Consider the following 21,326-nt stretch of genomic DNA (forward strand, 5'->3'; position numbering starts at 1 on the left):
ATTGACCCAGCCTCCTAGGACGCCCCTCGGGGTGTGTGCGGCGCCGCGAAAGCTCACCTCGCTGGTGCCCCCGCCGATGGGGAGGTACGGATCGACAAGGGGGCGCGAACCGGGTGATACCAAGGGTGGTGGATCCTCGTGGCGTACCCGCGCGCCGGCTACGGCAGACGCGCGGCGGCGCGCTGCGGGCACTGCTGACCCTGACGCCCCTGGTTCCCTACCTCGCCGCCACCTGGCCGGCCGCGAACCGTCCCGCGATGGCCGTGATCGTCGCCGTCCTCGCGCTGTGCGCGGCCGGTGTGTGGGTGGCCGCCCCGCTCGGCCGCTTGCGGATGCCGATGCACATGGCCTTGCTCGTGGTGAACACCGCCGGGTACGCGGCGCTCGGCATCCTCGACGGCGGGGTGGCCGGCCCGCTCGGCCCGCTGCTGCCGTTCGCCGTCATGGTGTACGCCGTCACCATGCCGCCCCGCGCGTTCGTGCCCGCGGCGGCGCTGTCGGCCGTCGCCTACTGGGTCGTCGCGCTCGCCGGTGGACCGGCACCGCCCGGCTACGCGGTGATCTACACCGTCGCCTTCGGCGGGATCTCCCTGCTCTGCCTGCGCTACTCCGGCGCCATGGCGTCGCTGCGGCGGCGCCTCGACGCTTTGTCGCGCTCCGATCCGCTGACCGGCGGCCTGAACCGGCGCGGCTTCGACGAGCGGCTCACCGCGGCCCTCGCCGGGGCCGACCGCACCGGGGAGCCGGTCACGCTGCTCGTGCTGGACCTGGACCGGTTCAAGGAGGTCAACGACACCTACGGCCACCAGGCGGGCGACGAGCTGCTGACCTGGACCGCGCGGACGCTGGCGGCGCAGCTGCGGACGCACGACGCCGTCGGGCGCCTGGGCGGCGACGAGTTCGCGGCGGTGCTGAGCGGCGTCGGCGCCGAGGGCGCCGTCGTCGTGGCCGACCGGCTGCGCGCCGCCCTGGCCGGGGTGGTGACCGGCAGCGTCGGTTTCGCCTGTTACCCCGCGGAGGCGGCCGGCGCCGACGAGCTGCGCCGGCGCGCCGACGAGCGGGCCTACGAGGACAAGACCTCCCGGGTACGGCAGCTGCCCCCGCCCGAGGCCGTCGCCCGGGTCCGCGCCGCCGCCGCGCCGGCCGAGGCGCCCCGGGTCTCCCGGCACGAGCGGCGCCGCCGGGCGATCGCCGACTCCGGCCGGCTCGGGCTCTTCGACCCCGGCGTCGGCCTGCTCTACGTGGCCCTCTTCGCCGCCGGTCATCCGCACCGGCTGGCCATGGGCCTGCTGCTGGGGCTGGCCGGGCTGATCGGCCTCGGCACGCTGTGGCTGGCCGGCCCGCTGAGCCGGTACCGGCACGGCGGCCCGGTCATGTTCGCCGTCGGGATGGCGCAGTTCGGCATCGCCGGGGCGGTGGTCTGCCTGGACGGCGGTGCCGCCGCCACCCTGGCGCTCGGGCTGTTCGCGCCGCTTCCGCTGATCGCGCTCACCACGCCCAGCGTGGGCCGCCCGCTGCTGGGCCTCATCGTCGCCGGCTACCTCGGCATCGCGGCCTTCGTCGGCGACCCGAACCCGTGGTACGTCGTCATGCACCTCGCCGGCGCCCTCGCGGTGTCGGTGATCTGCGGCCACAAGGGCCGGATCGCCGCGCGGCAGCGGCGGCAGCTCAGCAGGCTGTCGCGGCTGGACGGGCTGACCGGCTGCCTCAACCGCCGGGGGTTCACCGAGCGCTTCGCGGCCGAGCGCTCGCACGCCCGCCCGACCGCCCTGCTGATCTTCGACCTCGACGGCTTCAAGCAGGTCAACGACGTGCAGGGACACGCGGCCGGCGACGAGCTGCTGGCCTGGGTGGCCGCGACGCTGCGCGCCCACGGGCGGGCGGGCGACCTGGTCGGCCGCCTCGGCGGGGACGAGTTCGTCATGCTGCTCGGCCTGCGGCGCGGGGAGACGGCGGCGGAGCGCGCCGAACAGCTGCGCGCGGCCCTCGCCGAGCGCACCGCGTGCAGCGTCGGTGCCGCGGTGCTGGGCACCGACGGCGAGGACTTCGGCGCCCTCTACGCGCACGCCGACGCCGAGCTCTACGTCCGCAAGGTGGCCCACGGCGGTGGCCGCGGCCGCCGCCCGTCACCGCGGGCGGCGGCTCCGCTCGAGGGTTCGAAGAGCTAGGCCCGGCGCCGGGTCAGGATGCCGCGGTGCTTGCGTCCGCGTAGCGCAGCACCGCGCCGATCCCGTGCTCCAGCGCCGCCTCGCCGGGACCGACCAGGACGAGGTTCGCGCCCGTGCCGGCGATCGCCCGGACCAGCGCGGCGTCCGCCCGGACCCGCTGGACGTCGCGGGCACCCGACTCCCGCAGCAGGCTCTCGTCGACCGCGACGAGCGTCGGGTCGTCGGGGGCGATCCACAGCATGTCGGTGGAGGACGGGTCGTCGACCAGCAGCACGGTGTCGACCTGTCCGCGCTGCAACCGGGTCACCACGTCGGCCAGGCCGGTGCCGGCGCCGTCGGCGCCGCGCTGTGCCCCGTAGCGGTCGACGGCCTCCCGGACGTGACGCTCCGCCACCTCGGCGATCGCCTGGATGGTGACGTCGTCGAGCGCCGCCTCGTCGGCGCCGGCGTGCCGGGACCCGGCGTCGGTGGAGACGAGCCGCTCCTGCCAGCGGCGGGGCAGCCGGTCGGTGAAGGTCTGTACCGCCCGTACGTCGCCGCCGACCACGATGACCTCGGCGCCGACGGCCTCGGCGAGGTCGACGGCCGCGGCCGCGACGTCGCTGGCGTTGCGCTTCCAGGCCTCCTCGACGGCCATCTGGTAGTGCCGGTGCGACCAGCCGCCCGGGTGCACCTTGCGCAGCGGGAACGTCTCGCTGCCGGTCACCGTGCGCCGCCGCGGCGCGCCGCCGACGGACATGCCCTCGACGTCCGCTCCGGTCCGGTCGGCGAGCACCCGCACGTACGGCACCTCCTCGCCGCGCTGGGCCAGCAGCGGCATGGCGTGCGGCAGGGGACCGTGGTGCGCCTCGTCGGCGGCCGGGGGAGCGGACAGGATCTCCAGCATGGCGACCTCGCCGGCGGTCGCGAAGATGGCCAGCCCGTACTGCCCGGGCTGGTACGGATGTTGCTCGACGGCGGCGCCCACGGCGTCCAGGGTCGCCGGGTCGGCGCCGTGGCCGGTCAGCTCCTCCCGGAGGGCCTGCCAGCGCAGCTGCACTTCGTGGTCGGCGTTCTCGTTCGACCGGGTCGCGTCCAGGTAGACGGAGACCCACGGGCCGGGACGGTCGTAGAGCGGCCGGAGAAAACTCAGATTCATCACATCGCCTCTCGGTTCGGACGGTTTGGCTACCCAGGTGCGGCGGCTTCTCGCCGGCGACGGCCGCGTTCCGTACGCCGCCCGGCTTGACCGGTTTACCCCAGCTTGGCCGGGGCACTCCGGAACCATGGAACGAGCTAGCAGCAAGCACGGCACACGTCTCGACGAAGAGATGAAGCAGGAGGTGCGCGGCAACGTCCAGGGCGTGGCCGGCGGCCGTGCCGAGGAGTGGAAGACGCCCGAGCCGGCCGGCGAGGACCAGCCCGAGGCCAGCCGGGTGCCCCACCTGGACGACCACGCGGCGCTCAGCCGCTTCGGGCGCTACATCGGGCTGTCGAGCATGCCCGGGGACCGGGAGGCGCTGCGGCAGGGCGCCGAGACCCTGGGGGCCCCCGCCGACGTGCTCGCCGATCTGGACGGACTACCGGAGGGCGTCGTCTTCCACACCGTCACCGAGATCTGGGCGGCGCTGGGCCGGGGCTCGGCCGAACGCATGCCCCGCTGGCCCGGCTGAGCCGCTCGCCGCGCCGGCGTGGCGCCTGGCCCGGCCGGGCCGGGCGCGGACGCCGGTGACCACCGCGAGCAGGACGCCGGTCAGGTAGAGCAGCGTGCCCATGACGTTCACCTGGGGCGGCAGGCCCACCCGCGTCGAGCCCCAGATCCACAGCGGGAACGTGGTGGTGGTGCCCGCGGTGAAACCCGCGACCACGAAGTCGTCGAGGCTCAGCGCGAAGGCCAGCATCATGCCGGACGTGACCGCGGGCGCGATGAGCGGCAGGGTGACCCGGCGGAACGTCGTCCACCGGCCGGCGCCCAGGTCCGCGGCCGCCTCCTCGAGGGAGCGGTCCAGGGTCAGCACGCGCGCCCGGACGACCACCGCCACGAACGAGATCGTGAACATGACGTGCGCGATGGTGATCGTCACGGGACCCAGGCCGGCGCCGAGCGACACGAACAGGGTCAGCAGCGAGGCGCCCATGACCAGGTCGGGGCAGGCGACGGCGGCGAACATGACGAGGTCGAGCAGGCCCGCGCCGCGGAACCGGTAGCGGCCCAGCGCGTAGCCGACGCCCGTGCCCAGCGCGCCCGCGAGCAGCATCGTCGCGAGGGCGACGAGCAGCGAGGTGGCCAGTGCGCGGGTGAGCTCGCCGTGCTCGAGGACCCGGCCGTACCAGGCGAGGGTGAAGCCGTTCCAGCTCTGGTTGTAGCGGCCCCGGGTGTCGTTGACGCTGAACAGCACCATGACCAGCACCGGCAGGGTGAGCCAGGCGATGACCAGCCAGGTGTACGCCCGCAGCACCCGCTCGCCGCCACGCCCCGTCATCGCGCCGCCACGGTGAGCACGTCCCCGGTGCCCAGCGCCCGCGCGTAGGCGAACAGCCCGCTCAGCAGCACCGCCATCAGCGTGGCCGACAGCGCGGACGCGGTCGGATAGTCGGAGCTGACCAGGTACTGGGCCTGGATGACCTGGCCGATCATCGTCGTGGACGGGCCGCCCAGCACCGCCGAGGTCACGTAGTCCGAGCTGGCCGGCACGAACGTCATGAGCACGCCCGCGAAGACGCCGGGCAGCGCCAGCGGGAGGACCACCCGGCGGAAGGCGGCGGCCGGGCCGGCGTACAGGTCGCGGGCCGCCTCGACCACCCGGGGGTCGAGGCGCTCCAGGGCCACGTACACGGGCAAGACCATGAACGGCAGGAAGGTGTAGACCAGCCCGCCGATCACCGCCACCGGGGTACCCAGGACGTGGAACTGCGCGCCCAGCACCCCGGCGCTCTTGAGCGGGCCGAGCAGGACGCCCTCGTCGGTGAGCAGCTGCCGCCACGAGATGGTGCGCAGCACGAACGACACGAAGTACGGCGACAGCAGCAGGAGCAGGTACACGGGTTTGCGCCGCCCACCGTGCACGGCGATCCAGTACGCCACCGGGAACGCCACCACGACCAGCACGAGCGTGGTGATCGCGCCGTACAGCAGCGACCGGGCGAACTGGGTGCGGTAGGTGACGAGCGCGTCGGCGTACGTCTGCCAGTGCCCGGTGAAGACGTAGCCGTGCACGACGTCGCCCTCCTGCAACGACAGCGACAGCATCGTCGCGGCCGGCACCACGAAGAACAGCAGCAGCCAGAGCCCGCCGGGCAGGACCAGCAGGTACGGCGTCAGCGCGCGGCGCACGTCAGCCCAGCACGACGGGTTCGAAGATGCGCTGGTACTCCTGCTGCTCCGCGGCGGTGGCGAAGTCCCGGAAGTAGTGCAGCTTGGCGTAGTCCGCGGCGGACGGGAACACCAGCGGGCTCTGCGCCACCGCCTGCAGCTCGGCCCTCCGGTCGCCGCTCGCCGCCGCCGCGTCCTGCTGGATGCGCTCCCGGGCGGCCGGCACCGGGCACACGTAGGAGATGTAGCGGGCCAGCGAGGCGGCGACGTCCACCCGGTAGAAGAAGTCCATGAGGGTGAGCGCGTCGACCGGGTTGCGCGCGGTGACCGGGATCGCCAGGTTGTCGGTCCAGATGGTGCCGCCCTCCTGCGGGATCACGAACTTGAAGTCCGTACCGTCGGAGAGGTTCTTCTGGAAGATGTCGCCCGACCAGGCCTGGGTGATCCACACCTCGCCCTTGCCGAGCGCGTCGATGTAGCTCTGGTCGTAGTAGTTGCGCACGATGCCGGCGCTCTTCTGCTCCCGCAGCCGGTCGGCGGCGCGGCGCCAGTCGTCGGGGGTGGAGCGCACCGGGTCGACGCCCAGCGCCAGCATGCCGGCGTTGCCCAGCTCCTGGGTGTCGGCGAACATCCCGACACGGCCGCGGAACGCCGGGTCCCACAGGTCGGCGAGCGAGGTGATGGGGCGGGTGACCTTGCGCGGGTCGTACGCGATGCCGGTCATGCCGGAGGTCCACGGGATCGTGTAGACGTTGCCGCGGTCGAACGCCTCCTCCCGGTACGCCGGCGCGGCGTGGGCGGCGTAGTTCGGCAGCTTGGCGTGGTCGAGCGGGGCCAGGAATCCGGAGTCCACGAACTGCCGGAAATGGATGCCGTTGCTGATGACCATGAGGTCGAAGCCGATGTCCTGCCCGGCGGCGAGCTGCGGGCGCACCTTGGCGAACCAGGGCGCCATCTCCGTGATGACCTCCTGGTAGTCCACCCGCACACCGGTCTCGGCGGTGAACTTGCCGAGCTCCGGGTGGGCCGGGTCCATGTAGAGGGGCCAGTTGGCGAAGCGCACCGTGCCCGTGCCGGTGCGCCCGGCCCAGAAGTTCGCCACGGCGCTCGGTGCGGGTGTGCCGTGCGGGCCCCGGCCCTCGACCCCGCAGGCGGACAGGGCCGTGCCGAGCGCCGCGAGCCCGGAGATCGTCAGGACGTCGCGGCGGCCGAACCGCCGCCGCGGCAGGCCGCCGATCGCAGGGGCGCCGAAGTGGGGGGTCATCGAACTCCGATCGGGTAGGAGTACTGCGGGCTCCAGGTCAGGAAGACGCGGTCGCCGCGGCCGGCCAGCTCCTCGGCGGAGTGGGCGTTCTGGCCGAAGACCACCAGGTCGGTTCCGGCGGCCGTGGTCACGGTGTAGCTGGTCGAGGTGCCGCGGTAGACGACGTCGGTCACCAGGCCGCTCAGGACGCTGCCCGCGGCCGTGGCGGGTTCCTCGCGGCTGAGCCCGATCTTCTCGGGACGTACGGAGACCTCCAGCTTGTCGCCCTCCCGCACGCCGGCCGGCACGGGCACGAGGACCCGGTCGCCGGGGCCGTAGGTCAGCACCGCGATCCCGTCGTCGACGGCGGCGGCGTGGCCGTCGAGCAGGTTGGTGGTCCCGACGAACCCGGCGACGAACCGGGTCGCCGGGCGTTCGTAGATCTCCCGCGGCGTGCCGAGCTGTTCCAGGCGCCCGGAGCGCATGACCGCGATGCGGTCGGACATGGTCAGGGCTTCGCCCTGGTCGTGGGTGACGTAGACGAAGGTGATGCCGATCTCACGCTGGATGCGCTTGAGCTCGAGCTGCATCTGCTGGCGCAGCTGGAGGTCGAGGGCGCCCAGCGGCTCGTCGAGCAGCAGCGCCCGGGGCCGGTTGACCAGCGCCCGGGCCAGGGCGACGCGCTGCTGCTGGCCGCCGGACAGCTCCCGCGGGGAGCGCTTCTCCAGGCCGGTCAGCGAGACGATCTCCAGCATCTCGCCCACCCGGCGGCGGATCTCGTCCCGGCCCACCTTGCGCCGCTCCAGCCCGAACGCCACGTTGCGGTAGGTGTCCAGGTGCGGGAAGAGCGCGTACGACTGGAACACCATGTTGACGTCGCGCCGGTGCGGCGGCACGCCGGTGACGTCCCTGCCGTCGAGGTGCACGGTGCCGCCGGTGGGCTGCTCGAACCCGGCGATCATCCGCATCGTGGTGGTCTTGCCGCAGCCCGAGGGTCCCAGCAGCGAGAAGAACTCGCCCCGGGCGACGGCGAGGTCGGTCGGGCACACCGCCCGGACCGTCTCGCCGTGCGACGCGAAGTCCTTGTGCACGCCGACGAGCTCGATCGCGGCCTTGTCGTCCATCGCCGTACCTTTTCCACCGACATGTTCCCCAGCTGCCCGGACCTCCCGGTCGGCGCCCGCCGCACGTTACCGTCCGCGGCGGCCGGCATCGACCGCGGGCACCGTCTCGCAACCGAGGCGGTCACGATTTCTTCGATTCCGGCTCCGGTGGCCGATCAAAGGCGCGTGAGTGTGCGGACGCCCCCGGCCGTCGCGGAACCCACCGGTGCCGCGGCGAGACTGACGTCCGAGCTTGATGATCTTGAGAATCACCAGGGTCACGACATCGACGCCATCCTCGTGCGGGCGGCCGAGGCCGCCTGGGCGGCGCAGGCGCTCGGCGACGACCTGCTGCTGCGCCGGGCCCAGCTCGTGCAGGCGGACATGCGGCAGCGCAGCGGCAGCCCCGGCGACGCCGCCCGGATCTTCCTGACGATCCACGCCTGGGCGGAACGCTGCGACTCGCGTCCGCTGCTCGCCCGCAGCCACTTCCACCTGGCCCTGACGTACCACTACCTCGGCGACCACGCCGCCAGCCTCGAGCACGCGCTCGCCTCGGTGGAGCTGCTGGAGGAGAGCGCACCGGCCGGGCTGCGGATCATCTACCTGGTCCGGCTGGCCAACTCGCTGGTCGAGTGCGGATCGCTGGACGCGGCGCGGGAGCGGTACGCCCAGGCGGAGCGCCTGGCGCTCGACGCCGGCGACCTCACCCGCCAGCTGCTGGTGCTCAACAACCTCGCCTACACCGAGATCGAGGTCGGCAACGACGCCGTCGCCGCGAAGATCGTCGAACGCATGCACGCCGCCGTGCGCGCCCTCGGCCGCGACTACCTGGTCATGGAGCTCGACACCATCGCCAACGTCCAGATCGGCGCCGGCGACTACGCCGGCGCCGAGCGCACGCTGGCGGGCATCGCCGACGCCCCGCGCTGGTTCGAGGCGCACGACGTCGCCGACGCGCGGCTCACCCTGGCGACCGCGCAGCGCCGGCTCGGCGCGCTGGAGCGCGCCCAGGCCACCCTGGACCGCTGCAAGGCCGGGTGCACCACGGACGACCTGCGGGCCGTCCTGGTGCGGGCCATGGCCGAGCAGGCCGAGCTGTACGCGGCCGGCGGCCGCTACGCCGACGCCTTCGCGGAGTACAAGCGGTTCCACGCGGCCTCCGAGGACCTCCGCAACCGCCAGCAGGAGGCCCGGGCGCGCACCCGGCAGGCGATGTTCGAGACCGCCGAGGCGCGCCGCGAGGCCGAGCGCTACCGGGAGCAGGCCCGCCGGGACCCGCTCACCGGGCTCTACAACCGGCGCTTCGTCGACGAGCGCCTGCCGCACATCGTCACGCACGCGGTCCGGGCCGGCGCCCCGCTCACCGTCGCCCTGATCGACCTCGACCACTTCAAGCGGATCAACGACACGCTCTCGCACGACGTGGGCGACCGCGTGCTGGTCGCCATCGCCGACCTGCTCGCCGCCGCCATGGACGGACAGGACAAGGACGCCTTCGTCGCCCGCATGGGCGGTGAGGAGTTCCTCGTCGTCGTGCCCGGTCTCGCCCAGGGCGCCGGCCGGTCGTGGCTGAACAACCTGCGGCGCACCGTACGGGAGCACCCGTGGGCACCGATCACCGGCGAGCTGCCGGTGACGGTCAGCATCGGCGCGGTCGCCGGCCCGGCGGCGCCCGGCGACGACCAGGCCGCGCTGCTGGCCGAGGCCGACCGCAACCTCTACGTCGCCAAGCGCAGCGGCCGCGACCGCGTCGTCTGCTGAGGCGCCCTTCACGTCGTGGGGAACAGACCCCCTCGCCGGTCCGGCCGCCCGGCCGCCAGCTCGGTGACGAGAGCGCTGGGCTTGCCGGCGATCGCGGTCGCCGCGAGCCGGTCGGCCAGCGGCAGCCCGGCCAGCGCGAGGGCGGCGCGGCGCAGCCGTAGCCGGGTCCGGGTCGCCGGCAGGAACCAGCGCGCGCCCCGGCGACCGGCCTCCTGACGGTCGAGGACGACCGGCCGCAGCGCGCTCTCGTACGCCGCCAGCGCGGCGTCGACGGATGCCGAGCGGGCCAGCTGCTCGGCGAGCACGTACGCCCCGGCCACCGCCAGCGAGGCGCCCTGCCCGGCCAGCAGGGACACCGCGTACGCCGCGTCGCCCAGCAGCGCCACCCTGCCCCTGCTCCAGGCCGGTGCGACGACCTGCGCGACCTGGTCGTAGTACACCTCGCCGGACGGCGGGCAGGCCTCGAGCGCGCGGGGTGCGATCCAGCCGAGCGTGCCGTACTCGCGGCGCAGCGCCGCGGCGGCGTCGGCCGGCAGGGCCGGGTCCGGCGCGCGGTGCACGGTGAACGCGGCGACCCGCCCGTCGCGCAGCCCGTAGAAGCCCATGGCGCGGTGCGGCGTGTCCGTCATGCAGAACCTGCCGTCGACGGCGGCGTGCACGGCCGGGTCGTCGAACGAGAAGGCCGCGGTGTGCAGGCCCAGATAGCGCAGATACCGGTCCTGCGGGCCGAAGACCAGCGCGCGGACGGCCGAGTGGATGCCGTCGCAGCCGACGAGCAGGTCGGCGTCGAGGACCGCGCCGTCGTCCACGGTCACGCGCACGCCTGCGGCGCCGTTGTCCACCCGGGCGATCGTGCGGGCGAAGCGCACGTCGACGCGGGCGCTCAGGCGTTCCCGCAGCGCCCGCTCCAGGTCCGGCCGGGTCACGCTGACCAGGCGCCCGCCCGCGGCCCGCGCGAACCGCCCGAGCCGCAGGCCGGCGCGGCGGCGCCCCGAGGCGTCGCAGTAGGCGACCTCCTCGATGCGGTAGCCCAGCTCGAGGATGCGGGGCAGCACCCCGGCCGCCTCGGCGGCGTCGTAGCCCGGCCCGAAGAAGTCGATCATGTAACCACCCGGCCGCGGGGCGGGTGCCTTCTCCAGCACCACGACCTCGGCGCCGGCGGCGTCCAGCCGCTCGGCGAGCGCCAGCCCCGCGATGCCCGCGCCGCAGACGACCACCTTCACGGCGTGGCCTCCGATCCGTCCGCCAGCAGCCGGCGCAGCACGGTGGCCACGGTGGCGCCGTCGAGGCCGGGCAGCAGCGCCCGGTGCAGGACCACCCCGTCGACCGCCGCGGCCACCACCGCCGCCGTGCCGCCCGGGTCGGGCACGGCGTGGGCGGCGAAGCGGTCGGCCAGCTCGCGGCGGAACTCGCCGATCACCTCGCCGAGCGCGGTCCGCAGCGCCTCGTCGCGGGCCGCCGCCAGGTAGGTCTCGACGAACAGCACCGACACCGCGCCGGCGCCGTCGAGCGCATCCAGCAGCACGCTCAGCGCCTCGCCGGCGCTGCGGGTGCCGGCCAGCACCGGGACGGCCTGCGCGGTCAGGGACCGGGCCGCCCCCAGCGCCGCCTCGCTGAGCAGGGCCTGCACCGAGGGGAAGTGGTAGTGCACCACGCCGGGCGCCACCCCGGCCCGCTCGGCCAGCAGCCGGGTGCTGATCGCCGACCACCCCCGTTCGGCGATCAGCTCCGTCGCCGCCCGGAGCAGGCGCTGCCGGGCCTGCCGGCCGCGTTCCGCCATCGTCACCATGCCGATCTCCTTTGGTCGTTCGCCCAAAGCGACCGTACAGGACGAGTGCCCAATACTCCAGAGACGACGATGGCCGCGCCTGTCGGCGCGGCCATCGTGCGTGCGGTCTGCTCAGGCGGGCGTCACTTGAGCCATGAGCCCTTGGTGCCGTGCTGCCAGGCCACGCCGGACCAGGCCCGCCCCGACCAGGGCACCCCGTTCACCAGGGTGTTCGACCAGGACCGGCCGGTCCAGGTGGCCCCGGCCCAGGCGATCTCCGACCACGACCGGCCGGCCCAGTTGGTGCCCGACCAGGAGCGGCCGGCCCAGTTGGCCTGCCCGTACTCGGTGCCGGCCCAGCCGGTGCCGGTCATCGGCCGGCCCATCCAGGAGCCGCCCTGCCACGAACGCTCCGCCGTGCTCGCCGCGGCCCACGTGGCCGACTTCAGCGGGCCGAAGATGTCGCGCTCGCCGGTCAGCGGTACGCCGTTCAGACTGACGATCGAGGTGCCCCGGGCGGCCTGGATGCTGCCCGTACCCGTCGAGTGCGGTCCCACCGCCCGGCACAGGGTCGGCAGGCCCGCCGTCGCCCGGTCGAGGTCGACCATCCGGCCGCCGCTCGTGCCCACGGACGGGCCGGACTGGCGCAGCGTGCACTTCAGCGAGTCCGGCGTCAGTCCCGGGTAGCGGTCGAGCAGCACCGCGGCCGCACCGGTGGCGACCGCGGCGGCCTGGGAGGTACCGCTGCCGACGAAGTACCGCTCACCGACGCGCGCCGACGGGTTCATGGCGTCGACCATCGACCCCGGTACCCGCAGCGAGACCAGGGAACGGCCGGGCACCAGCAGGTCCGGCACCCGCGGCGCCGCCCCCATGCTGGTGAACGACGCCACCTGGTCGTCCGCGGGGGACGTCGTGCCGCGCGGGTCGGTCGCGCCGACCGTGATCACGTACGGGTCGTAGGCCGGGTTGGTGATGGCGCCGCCGGTGTTGCCGGAGGCCACCACGACCGCGATGCCGGCCCGGTAGGCGTTCTGCACGGCGTGCGACAGCGGGTTCTTCTGCCAGCTCAGCACGCCGTCGGTGCCGTACGAGAGGTTCAGCACGCGGATCGGGTTGCGCGGGTCGTCGTTGCGGTGCTCCACCACCCAGTCGATGGCGGCGATCACCTGGGTCACGTCGACCGCGCCGTTGGCCGCCCCGACCTTGAGCGACAGCAGCTTGGCGTCGGGCGCCACGCCGGAGAAGCCGCCGGGCGCCGGGTCGCGGCCGGCGATGATGCCCGCCATGTGGGTGCCGTGCCCGTACGTGTCGCGCCACCGCAGGTTCGCGACCTGGCTCTCGAACGACAGGTCCGGCCCGTTGGCGACGTTGCCGGAGGTCAGGCCCTCCACGGGGGCCACGCCGGTGTCGACGAGGGCGATGCCGATGCCCCGGCCGGTGTACCCGCGCTGCGCGGCCACGTCCGCCCGGGTGATCCGGCGGACGTCGGTCAGGGTCGCCCCGGCGGCGTTGAAGCTGTAGTCGGCCACCGCGGCGGCCCGGGCGGGCGAGGCGGCCTGCGCGGGCGTGACCCCGGTCAGGGCCGTCACCACCGTCGCCGCCGCCGTTGCCGCGACCCCCGCCGCGTACTGGCGCACTCGTGCTCGTCTGACCGTCATGGCCCAGGACATCGACCCGCCGGGGGAGGACTTGAGGACTTCCGCACCGGGACTTGAGGACTTTCCTCGTTGCTTTCCCGGGGCGATCGGGGCTCAGCTCAGGTGAGCACCACCCGCGGCGGCGCGAAGCCGTTGAACCGGGACGCGTACACGCTCGTGTACGCCCCCGCCGACCCGATCAGCAGTTCGTCGCCCTCGTGCAGGTCCGCCGAGAGCAGCACGTCGCGCGCGAACGTGTCCTGGCTGTCGCAGGTGGGGCCGGTGAGGTGGTAGCAGCGCCGCAACCGCGTGCCGCGGGTGTCACGGATCGGGTAGCGCAGCTCGCCGCCGGACTCGAGGACCTCCATGAGGCCGTGGAAGACCCCCAGGTCGGTGTGCGCCCACCAGCCGGACGGGCGCTCGGCGACGCCGATCACCCGGCAGCGGAAGGTCCCGGCCTCGGCGACCAGGCAGCGGCCCGGCTCGGCGAAGACCTCCACCGGGTACGGCAGCGCGGCGATCCCCGCGGCGGCGGCGCGACCGAAGTCGGCCAGCGGCGGGACGGGTTCGTCGTAGGCCGCCGGGAAACCGCCGCCGATGTCGACCATCTCGAGCCGTACCCCGGCCCGCCGCAGCCGGTCCATCGCGTGGGCCACGTCCTGCAGCGGGCGCCGCAGGGCCGACGGCGCCAGCGACTGCGACCCCATGTGGAAGGTGATCCCGTACGGCACCAGCCCCCGTTCGCGCGCCTCCAGCAGCAGCCGGACCGCACCGGTGACGTCGACGCCGAACTTGCCCTCGCTGGGCACGACGCTGTCCTGGCCGACGGTGGCGAGGCGCGCGTACACCCGGGCGCCGGGGGCCTCGTCGGCCAGCCGGTGCAGTTCCTCCACGGAGTCCACGCTGAACCGGTCGACGCCGGCGGCCGCCGCGCGGGCCGTCTGCTCCCGCGCCCGGACCGGGTTGCTGAAGATCACCTCGGGGCCGGGGACGCCGATGCCGCCGAGGACGTCGATCTCGTGCGAGGACGCGACCTCGAAGCCGCACCCGGCGTCGCGCAGCGTCCGTAGCACGCCGGCATGGGTGTTGCACTTGGTGGCGTAGTACGGCCGCACCCCCGGGAACGCGGCCCGGAACGTCTGCAGCGCCGCGACGATGCGCTCGGCCCGCATCTCCAGCACCGGCCCCGGGCGGGGCTGGGTGATCGGCGCGACCGTCATGAGGTGGGGCGATGACTGGCGCAACGGGAGTCCCCTCACGCTAAGTATTTGGTCCAATGCGGAGCGTGCGTTACTCAGTATGCCTCGCGGCCGCGGAAGCGTCGATGACCTGCGCTCATGGAGATCAATGCGTGCAAATTGCATCCGCGGCGGCCGGAAACGCGGTTCGGGGCGCTCCCGAAGAAGCGCCCCGAACCCGTGGTGAACGAGCCTGATCAGGACTCTTTCACCATCTTGAATTAGATCTTGAACCCCCGGGAAGTTGACTTTGAGTATCCACTTCCCATCCGTGAGTACAGATCGGTAATCTCTCAGCGGTTGATATCGAACTCGCCGTTCTGCACCGAGTTCACGAACTCGGTCCAGCGGGCTGGTTCGAAGACGAGAGCGGGACCGGAAGGGTTCTTGCTGTCGCGTACGGCAACGGCTGTGTCGAGGACTGCGACCTCGACACAGTTGTTGCCGCCGTTTCCGTTGCTGCGACTGCTCTTTTTCCAGACGGCAGCGTCGAGATGGTGCGCTGGCATGCCATGCACCCCCCTTCGATATGCGGTTGTGCGTGCCCGCCTCCTACGCGCGCAGGAGACTTTCGATCATTTTGAGGGTCAGGCGCGGATCCAGGGCCCGTGCACTCAACGCCTCGAACTCCGCACGGTAACGTGCGACCTCTGAATGTTGCTCTTCGTAGAGGTCTCCCGCAAGACCCTCTAGATAAACTACATCCAAATGAGTGGTACCCCGGAACTCCAAAAGCGCAGCTGAACCGCCGAGGAAGGGGTGCTCGCCGGCGTCGAACGGCAAGATCTGCAGCGTCACGTTGGGTAATTTAGCGACGTCGATGAGATGGCGGAGCTGCTCCTCCATGACCTCGGGGCCGCCCACCGAGCGCCGCACCACCGACTCGTCGATGATGGCCAGCAGGTCGAGCGGGTTGGCGCCGGTCAGCCGCCCCTGCCGCTTGAGCCGCAGGGCCACCCGGCGGTCGATGTGCTGCGGCGGGTCCGCCGCCCGGCCGGTGCGCATCAGGGCCCGGATGTACGCCTCGGTCTGCAGCAGCCCGGGCACGATGATCGGAGCCCAGTCGCGCAGGGACGAGGCATCTGCCTCCAGCCCGATGAAGCCGCCGGGGCGCATGATGTCGCGGTAGTCCGCCCACCAGGTCTTCTGTCGTGACGAGCGGGCCAGCTCGAGCAGGGCCTCGCGGTACTGCTCGTCCTCGACGCCGTAGAGCACCAGCAGGTCCCGCACGTCGCGCGGGGTGACGGCGACCCGCGCGGTCTCGATCCGGGTGACCTTGGCGGCGTGCCATTCAAAATGGCGCGAAACGTTTTCCTGGGTCAGCCCGGCCCGCTCGCGGCACCGTTTCAATTCGGTGCCCAGACGACGTCGGCGCAGCGTAGGTCCCTCGTCCATGGACACCGTGACTCCCTCGATCTTGGGGTTGTCGTCACTCCGTCCCATCGTCTCATGATCCATTTTGGACGAGCGGGACTGCCGCGAGTCTAGTACTTCTTGCATTGACCTCGAAGCCAGGTACATGATGCTTCGAACAGCGAGATATCGCCTTCCCCGCGGGTGTTTGCCCGCCGAGGTGTCTCAGATGTTCGTCTAAGGAGTGGCGGCGTGCTGGCTGACCAGTTCTTCCTGATTGCACACGAGGACCGGACCGGCCGGTCGCGTCTGCACCCCCGGGCCACCGGTCTGGGTCTCGCCGCGGCACTGCTCGGCGAATTGATGCTCGAGGGACGCCTGCGGATCTTCGACGGCGATCTGTACATAGAGAGCCGCCAGCCGCCGCGGGACTCGCTGTCCCATTCCGTGCTGGAATTGCTCATCGCCCAGCCGCAGCACCGCGAGGTGCGCACCTGGCTCGCCTATCTGTCGCAGGACGCGGCCGACCGGGTGGGGGAGCGGCTGATGCGCGTGGGCGCGGTGGAGTCCGTGACCCGGCGCCGGATGCTGAGCACCCAGACCTTCTACATGCCCAACAACGAGGCCCAGCGCAACGCCGCGGCGTGGGCGCCGATGCGGCTCGCCAACATCATGGTCCGCGGCCTGCAGATGTCGGTGAGCGACCGGCTGCTCGCCGGCCTGGTCGTCGCGACCGGCCTGACCCGCCACGTCCTGTGGGACTTCGAGGTGCACCGCCACGCCCTGACCCAGCTCCCCACCGCCATCGGCACCCTGCCGGAGGACTTCCGCCAGTTGATCGAGCAGACCGAGGCGTCCGTCGGCTCGGTGCTCGCCGTCGGCCGCAGGTGAGTGCCGTCGGCCGTCACCACCGCCGGCGGGACAACATCGATCAATGGGCTGGGAGGCTCTTGATGGCGCGTGACATGACCGAGCCCGACATCGTGTCCACCGCCCTGGCGCGAAACCGGCTCGGCGTTCCCTCGGTGGTCTTCTTCGGGGTGGCGGGCGCCGCCCCGCTGACCGTCGTCATCGGGGCCATCACGACGATCTACGCGGTCGTCGGCAACACCGCCGTGCCGGTGGTCTACCTGGTCGTCGCGGGCATCCTGTCCATCTTCACGGTCGGTTTCGTCGCGATGAGCCGGCACATCGTCAACAGCGGGGCGTTCTACTCGTACATCAGCCACGGGCTGGGCCGCATCCCCGGCGTCGGCGCGGCGTTCGTGGCGCTGCCGGCGTACGCGCTGATGCAGATCGGTCTCTTCGGCCTCTTCGGCGTCGTCGCGTCCGGGGTGCTGGACGGGCTGGGCCTGCAGGTCGGCTGGTTCACCTGCGCCATCGCCGCCTGGGTGCTGGTCGCCGTGCTCGGCCTGCTCTGGGTCGACCTCAGCGGCAAGGTGCTCGCCGTGCTGCTGATCGCCGAGATCGTCATCGTGCTCGTCTACGACGTCGTGATGGTGGCCAACCCGGCCGGCGGATCGGTGTCCTTCTCGACGCTGGCGCCGGCGCAGGTCTTCACCCCCGAGGTCGCGGCCATGATGGTGCTCGCCATCGGCGGCTTCGTCGGCTTCGAGGCGACCGTCGTGCTCTCCGAGGAGGCCAAGGACCCCCGCCGCACGATCGCCCGCGCCACCCACTGGGCCGTCATCCTCGCCGGGCTGCTGTGCGGGCTGTCGGCCTGGGCCATGTCCGTGGGGGCGGGGCCCGGCAACATCGTGGCGGCCGCCCGGGCGGAGCAGACCGACCTGGTCTTCGCTCTGGTCGGCCCGCACCTGCCGGAGGCGCTCGTCAACCTCGGCTACGTGCTCTTCATGACCAGCATCTTCGCCGCCCTGCTGGCCTTCCACGCGGCGGTGGCGCGCTACCAGTTCGCGCTCGGCCGCGAGGGCGTGCTGCCGCGCACGTGGGGATACACCCACCCGCGCACCGGCGCGCCGATCGTCGGCTCGCTGTCGCAGAGCCTGCTCGCGCTCGGCGTGCTCGTCGTCTACCGGGTCACCGGCGCCGATCCGCTGGTCTACCTCTTCGCCTGGCTCACCGTCGTGGGCGGGCTGGGCGTGCTCATCCTCATGTGGAGCGCCTCGGCCGCGGTGATCGCGTTCTTCCTGCGGCACCGGCACCAGGAGAACGTGTGGCGCGGCCAGGTGTCGCCGATCATCGCCTTCCTGTTGCTGAGCATCATCCTGTTCGCGACCGTCTACGGCCTGGGTGACCTGTTGCAGGTGGAGGCCGGCTCGATCTTCCACTGGCTCTTCCCGACGGGCTACGCCGTCTGCGCCGTCCTCGGCTTCGTCTGGGCGGTCGTCATGCGCGCGGCGCGCCCCGAGGTGTACGCGGCCATCGGCCGCGGCGCGGACAGCGGCTTCGTCGCCGACGCGCCCCGCCTCAAGGGCTCGCACACCGAGCCGATCAGCGCCCGCGCGATGCTCGCCGCCGGTGCCACGCCCCGCGAGGCCCCGAGCGAGCCGTCCCCGGACTGGGACGCCCCGACCGAGGCGTCCGCACCCTGGTCCATCCCGTCCCAGCCGTCCGCGCCCTGGGACGAGCAGTCCTCCTCGAACTGGCCGGGCCCCGCGGAGCCGCCGCCCTGGCCACCCTCGCCCGAGCAGCCGCCGCCGTGGCGGACCCCGCCCGGACCGTCGGCGTCCTGGGACGCCCCGCCCGGGCACCGGCGCTGGGAAACCCCGCCCGAACAACCGTGGGAGACCCCACCCGAGCCGTCCCGGTGGAAGTAGCCCACCGGGCGAACCATCACGACCGGAACCAGCCCACCCCACAGAACGCGCCGAAACCGCCCGCCGATCCCGGAAGGAAAGGAGGTCACGATGCCGGCCGGACCGTCAGCCCCCCAAGAGCGCGATCCGGTGCGAAGCGGCGGGCGGTGACGGCGTGGCTCAGGCCGCCTGCGGGAAGCGGTAGAGCCAGAACTGCTGCGCGTCCATCATCTCGGCCTCGCAGTTGCCGGAGAGGCGTTGCAGCATCAGCCGGATGACCCGGCTCATCTTGCGCTTGTCGTCGTTGTGCCGGCAGAAGTCCAGGCCGATGATGCCGTTCTGCGCGGCGGCGATCAGATACATCGCCTCGACCAGGTCGGAGAACGACGAGGCGGCGCGCCCGCCGGGCAGCACGGCGACGAATCCGCAGTACCAGATCTTGCGCTGGGCGTAGAGGTCCGGCCAGCGCCGCTCGAAATACTGCGGTGAGATCAACGGCATGGCGTCCAGCTCGTTGGTGTACGTGGACAGTCCGCACAGCGTGCCCTCGTCGTCGAGGCTCAGATACTTCTGCACCCGGCCGTCGCGCATGACGTCCTCGAACTCGTGACGGAACATCAGATGGCGCTGGACCGCCAGGGCGTTCAGGCCGCGGAACGACTCCTCGTACATCTTCCACGCGGTCTCGATGAGCTCGTCGTCGGTGATCTGCTCGACAACCTTGATAACCATGCGACGCTCCCCGGAGTCATGGCGCTCAAGCCGATCGATGGCCTTTCCTGACCACAGCGTACGGAGCGTATTTGACGGATTACAAGGCGTGATTCATGCCAAGGTCAACGTGTCCTGAAATGACAATTTCCGGTGCTCAGTCGGGCCGGAGCGGCCTTGTTCCCGCTGGTCGAGGCGGGGCAAGCGATCGAGGGCTCGGGCCGCATATCCGGCACCGGTCCGGGTGGAGGTGATGTTCACGACTTCGAGTTCAGGACTCGTGACCGCTTTGGATCAGGCGTTTCCCGGCCCGGCCGCCGACGCATCGACATTGGACGATAGGGTGTGGCTCCGAGTGCGAGCCGGAGGCCTGTCGACGATGCGAACTTCCCGGGGTGGGGCGCGGCTGCTCGCCGCCGCCTGCGCCGTCATCACCGTTCTCTGCCCGGCGGCCACGGCCACCGCCGCGCCGCCGTCCCCGCCGCCCGCCGGACCCGGCGGCACCGAGCCCGTCTACGACTACGCCCAGGCCATCCGCGAGCGGGTGTGGGTGCAGGTGCCGGTCGACAGCGACGCCGACGGACGGCCCGACCGCGTCGCGGTGCGCATCATCCGGCCGCGGGAGACCGGCGAGACCGGGAAGATCCCGGTGATCTTCCAGCCGAGTCCCTACTACGCCGGGCTCAACGACGTACCCAACCACGACGACATCGACCGCGGCGGCGCCGCGGCTCACCGCAGCGCGAGCGCCGGCGCGGACCGCGCGGCGGAGACCGTCGTCTTCTCCGGCTACCTCGACAACTACTTCGTGCCCCGCGGCTATGCGGTCGTCTTCGCCGACAGCCTCGGCACCGGCGGCTCGACCGGCTGCCCGACCTCCGGCGGTCGCAACGAGACGCTCGGCATGAAGGCCGTGATCGACTGGCTCAACGGGCGCGCCCCGGGCTTCGACGAGTCCGGCGCCCCGGCCCGCGCCTCGTGGTCCACGGGGCGCACCGGCATGATCGGTGTGTCGTACAACGGCACCCTGCCCAACGCGGTGGCCGCGACCGGCGTGCGCGGCCTGGAGACGATCGTCCCGATCGCCGCCATCTCCCGCTGGTACGACTACTACCGCGCCAACGGCGGCGTGGTGGCGCCCGGCGGTTTCCAGGGCGAGGACACCGACGTCCTGGCCAAGGCGGTGCTCACCCGGGAGAACCCCGAGGCCTGCGCCGGCGTGATGGCCGGCCTCGAGCGCGCGCAGGACCGCGAGACCGGCGACTACAGCCGCTTCTGGGCGGAGCGCGACTACCTCCGCGACGCCGCCCGGGTACGCGCCAGCGTGCTGCTGGTGCACGGTCTGCACGACGACAACGTCCGCACCCAGCAGGCGGGCCAGTGGTGGGACGCCCTCGCCCGCCGCGGCGTGCCCCGCAAGATCTGGCTGCACCAGGCCGGCCACACCGACCCGTTCCACGTCCGCCGCGACGCCTGGCTCGCCACCCTGCACCGCTGGTTCGACCAGTGGCTCTACCGGATCGACACCGGCATCATGCGCGAGCCGATGGCCGACGTGGAGGTCGCGCCCGGCCAGTGGCGCACGGCCACGACCTGGCCGGTCCCCGGCGCCGCACGCACGGCCCTCGCCCTCGGCGGCCCCGCCACGGACGGCCGCCCGGGCACCCTGCGGCCCTGGCCGGCGCCGGCCGGAGCCCGGCAGACGTTCGTGGACGACCCCTCGCGCACCGCCGAGGACCTGGTGGCGCAGGAGCTCGCCGCCGACCCGAACCGGCTGTCCTATCTGTCCGCGCCGCTGGAGAAGGAGACGCGCCTCTCCGGCACCCCCGAGGTCACGCTCCGCGCCGACCTCGCCGGCAAGTCGCCGTACCTGACGGCGCTGCTGGTCGACTACGGCACGGCCGACCGCTTCGCGGGCGTCCGGACGGTGCCCGGCCAGGACTGCGTCGGCCCCGGCATCCCGGAGGACCCGGGCTGTTTCCACCGCCGCGCGTACGTGACCGAGCAGACCCCGTTCGAGATCGTCAGCCACGGCTGGCTCGACGTGCGCAACCGCCTGTCGGCCTCGCACAGCACGCCGATCGTGGCGGGCAAGCCCTACACGTTCCGCTGGAACCTGCAGACCCAGGACCACGTGTTCGCCCCCGGCCACCGCATCGGCCTCGTCCTGATCTCGACGGACCGCGACCACACCCTGCGCTACCCCGCCGGCACCGAGGTCGGCGTCCGCCTGGGCGTCTCCAAGGTGCTCCTGCCCCTGGTGGGCTGACCCGCCGCTCCGCCGCGCCGT

18 protein-coding genes are annotated in these 21,326 nt (G+C 72.8%); 6 read left to right on the forward strand and 12 right to left on the reverse strand.

The features are described from left to right. Positions 1–125: 125 nt before the first annotated feature. Complete coding sequence (locus tag IEY99_RS24880) at positions 126–2,168, forward strand: GGDEF domain-containing protein (RefSeq protein ID WP_189206469.1); 2,043 nt, start codon at positions 126–128, stop codon at positions 2,166–2,168. Positions 2,169–2,181: 13 nt separating this feature from the next. Here the strand turns inward: IEY99_RS24880 and IEY99_RS24885 are convergent, their stop codons facing one another. Further along, entirely contained in the window at positions 2,182–3,306 is a 1,125-nt protein-coding gene (locus IEY99_RS24885) for a baeRF2 domain-containing protein (RefSeq protein ID WP_189206470.1), read from the reverse strand. Between the two features lie 127 nt (positions 3,307–3,433). Between IEY99_RS24885 and IEY99_RS24890 the strand changes: the two genes are divergently transcribed. Continuing rightward, a complete protein-coding gene (locus tag IEY99_RS24890) occupies positions 3,434–3,820 on the forward strand; it encodes a DUF2795 domain-containing protein (protein ID WP_189206471.1) in 387 nt (128 codons plus the stop codon). On the opposite strand, the gene IEY99_RS24895 is transcribed toward IEY99_RS24890, so the two are convergent. The 4 genes from IEY99_RS24895 to IEY99_RS24910 are packed head-to-tail and all read right to left on the reverse strand — an operon-like array spanning position 3,728 to position 7,827. Next, the gene (locus IEY99_RS24895; RefSeq protein WP_189206472.1) at positions 3,728–4,630 is read right to left on the reverse strand and encodes an ABC transporter permease; all 903 of its coding nucleotides are present in this window, start codon (positions 4,628–4,630) and stop codon (positions 3,728–3,730) included. The genes IEY99_RS24890 and IEY99_RS24895 overlap by 93 nt on opposite strands. Further along, a complete protein-coding gene (locus IEY99_RS24900) occupies positions 4,627–5,481 on the reverse strand; it encodes an ABC transporter permease (RefSeq protein ID WP_229799213.1) in 855 nt (284 codons plus the stop codon). The genes IEY99_RS24895 and IEY99_RS24900 overlap by 4 nt, the downstream gene beginning before the upstream one ends. A gap of 1 nt (position 5,482) precedes the next feature. Next, entirely contained in the window at positions 5,483–6,724 is a 1,242-nt protein-coding gene (locus IEY99_RS24905) for a polyamine ABC transporter substrate-binding protein (protein WP_189206473.1), read from the reverse strand. Further along, positions 6,721–7,827: an ABC transporter ATP-binding protein gene (locus IEY99_RS24910; RefSeq protein ID WP_189206474.1), complete on the reverse strand. Its 1,107-nt coding sequence runs from the start codon at positions 7,825–7,827 to the stop codon at positions 6,721–6,723. The genes IEY99_RS24905 and IEY99_RS24910 overlap by 4 nt, the downstream gene beginning before the upstream one ends. 165 nt (positions 7,828–7,992) lie before the next feature. Between IEY99_RS24910 and IEY99_RS24915 the strand changes: the two genes are divergently transcribed. Next, the gene (locus IEY99_RS24915; protein WP_189206475.1) at positions 7,993–9,570 is read left to right on the forward strand and encodes a tetratricopeptide repeat-containing diguanylate cyclase; all 1,578 of its coding nucleotides are present in this window, start codon (positions 7,993–7,995) and stop codon (positions 9,568–9,570) included. Positions 9,571–9,578: 8 nt separating this feature from the next. On the opposite strand, the gene IEY99_RS24920 is transcribed toward IEY99_RS24915, so the two are convergent. From IEY99_RS24920 to IEY99_RS24945, 6 genes are all read right to left on the reverse strand, one after another. Next, positions 9,579–10,793, reverse strand: a complete 1,215-nt coding sequence (locus IEY99_RS24920; RefSeq protein WP_189206476.1) for an FAD-dependent monooxygenase — start codon at positions 10,791–10,793, stop codon at positions 9,579–9,581. Beyond that, positions 10,790–11,359, reverse strand: a complete 570-nt coding sequence (locus IEY99_RS24925) for a TetR/AcrR family transcriptional regulator (RefSeq protein WP_189206477.1) — start codon at positions 11,357–11,359, stop codon at positions 10,790–10,792. The genes IEY99_RS24920 and IEY99_RS24925 overlap by 4 nt, the downstream gene beginning before the upstream one ends. 122 nt (positions 11,360–11,481) lie before the next feature. Further along, positions 11,482–12,978: a S8 family serine peptidase gene (locus tag IEY99_RS34985; RefSeq protein WP_268245149.1), complete on the reverse strand. Its 1,497-nt coding sequence runs from the start codon at positions 12,976–12,978 to the stop codon at positions 11,482–11,484. A gap of 119 nt (positions 12,979–13,097) precedes the next feature. Then, positions 13,098–14,198 carry a type III PLP-dependent enzyme gene (locus tag IEY99_RS24935; protein WP_189206479.1) on the reverse strand — a complete coding sequence of 367 codons (1,101 nt, stop codon included), beginning with the start codon at positions 14,196–14,198 and terminating at the stop codon, positions 13,098–13,100. Between the two features lie 311 nt (positions 14,199–14,509). After that, positions 14,510–14,725 (reverse strand): DUF397 domain-containing protein, encoded by a 216-nt coding sequence (locus IEY99_RS24940; RefSeq protein WP_189206480.1) that lies wholly within the window; start codon positions 14,723–14,725, stop codon positions 14,510–14,512. A 43-nt stretch (positions 14,726–14,768) separates the two neighbouring features. Beyond that, positions 14,769–15,659, reverse strand: a complete 891-nt coding sequence (locus tag IEY99_RS24945) for a helix-turn-helix domain-containing protein (protein WP_229799214.1) — start codon at positions 15,657–15,659, stop codon at positions 14,769–14,771. Positions 15,660–15,821: 162 nt separating this feature from the next. Between IEY99_RS24945 and IEY99_RS24950 the strand changes: the two genes are divergently transcribed. Together IEY99_RS24950 and IEY99_RS24955 are read left to right on the forward strand one after the other, a co-directional pair. After that, complete coding sequence (locus tag IEY99_RS24950; protein WP_189206481.1) at positions 15,822–16,460, forward strand: GOLPH3/VPS74 family protein; 639 nt, start codon at positions 15,822–15,824, stop codon at positions 16,458–16,460. Positions 16,461–16,534: 74 nt separating this feature from the next. Then, a complete protein-coding gene (locus IEY99_RS24955; protein WP_308427084.1) occupies positions 16,535–18,346 on the forward strand; it encodes an APC family permease in 1,812 nt (603 codons plus the stop codon). A gap of 159 nt (positions 18,347–18,505) precedes the next feature. Here IEY99_RS24955 and IEY99_RS24960 read toward each other — a convergent pair whose 3' ends face one another. Continuing rightward, entirely contained in the window at positions 18,506–19,057 is a 552-nt protein-coding gene (locus IEY99_RS24960; protein ID WP_189206483.1) for a hypothetical protein, read from the reverse strand. Positions 19,058–19,415: 358 nt separating this feature from the next. Between IEY99_RS24960 and IEY99_RS24965 the strand changes: the two genes are divergently transcribed. After that, entirely contained in the window at positions 19,416–21,305 is a 1,890-nt protein-coding gene (locus IEY99_RS24965; RefSeq protein ID WP_189206484.1) for a Xaa-Pro dipeptidyl-peptidase, read from the forward strand. Positions 21,306–21,326 lie beyond the last annotated feature (21 nt).

This window comes from Couchioplanes azureus (assembly GCF_014648355.1).
Lineage (GTDB): Bacteria > Actinomycetota > Actinomycetes > Mycobacteriales > Micromonosporaceae > Actinoplanes > Actinoplanes azureus.

Excerpts from the sequence above, each read along its gene's own strand:
- IEY99_RS24905 (WP_189206473.1), bottom strand. The coding sequence starts at position 6,724 with ATGACCCCCCACTTCGGCGCCCCTGCGATCGGCGGCCTGCCGCGGCGG.
- IEY99_RS24890 (WP_189206471.1), top strand. The coding sequence starts at position 3,434 with ATGGAACGAGCTAGCAGCAAGCACGGCACACGTCTCGACGAAGAGATG.
- IEY99_RS24935 (WP_189206479.1), bottom strand. The coding sequence starts at position 14,198 with ATGACGGTCGCGCCGATCACCCAGCCCCGCCCGGGGCCGGTGCTGGAG.
- IEY99_RS24955 (WP_308427084.1), top strand. The coding sequence starts at position 16,535 with ATGACCGAGCCCGACATCGTGTCCACCGCCCTGGCGCGAAACCGGCTC.
- IEY99_RS24925 (WP_189206477.1), bottom strand. The coding sequence starts at position 11,359 with ATGGTGACGATGGCGGAACGCGGCCGGCAGGCCCGGCAGCGCCTGCTC.
- IEY99_RS24940 (WP_189206480.1), bottom strand. The coding sequence starts at position 14,725 with ATGCCAGCGCACCATCTCGACGCTGCCGTCTGGAAAAAGAGCAGTCGC.
- IEY99_RS24910 (WP_189206474.1), bottom strand. The coding sequence starts at position 7,827 with ATGGACGACAAGGCCGCGATCGAGCTCGTCGGCGTGCACAAGGACTTC.
- IEY99_RS24885 (WP_189206470.1), bottom strand. The coding sequence starts at position 3,306 with ATGAATCTGAGTTTTCTCCGGCCGCTCTACGACCGTCCCGGCCCGTGG.
- IEY99_RS24895 (WP_189206472.1), bottom strand. The coding sequence starts at position 4,630 with ATGACGGGGCGTGGCGGCGAGCGGGTGCTGCGGGCGTACACCTGGCTG.
- IEY99_RS24960 (WP_189206483.1), bottom strand. The coding sequence starts at position 19,057 with ATGGTTATCAAGGTTGTCGAGCAGATCACCGACGACGAGCTCATCGAG.
- IEY99_RS24965 (WP_189206484.1), top strand. The coding sequence starts at position 19,416 with ATGCGAACTTCCCGGGGTGGGGCGCGGCTGCTCGCCGCCGCCTGCGCC.
- IEY99_RS24945 (WP_229799214.1), bottom strand. The coding sequence starts at position 15,659 with ATGGGACGGAGTGACGACAACCCCAAGATCGAGGGAGTCACGGTGTCC.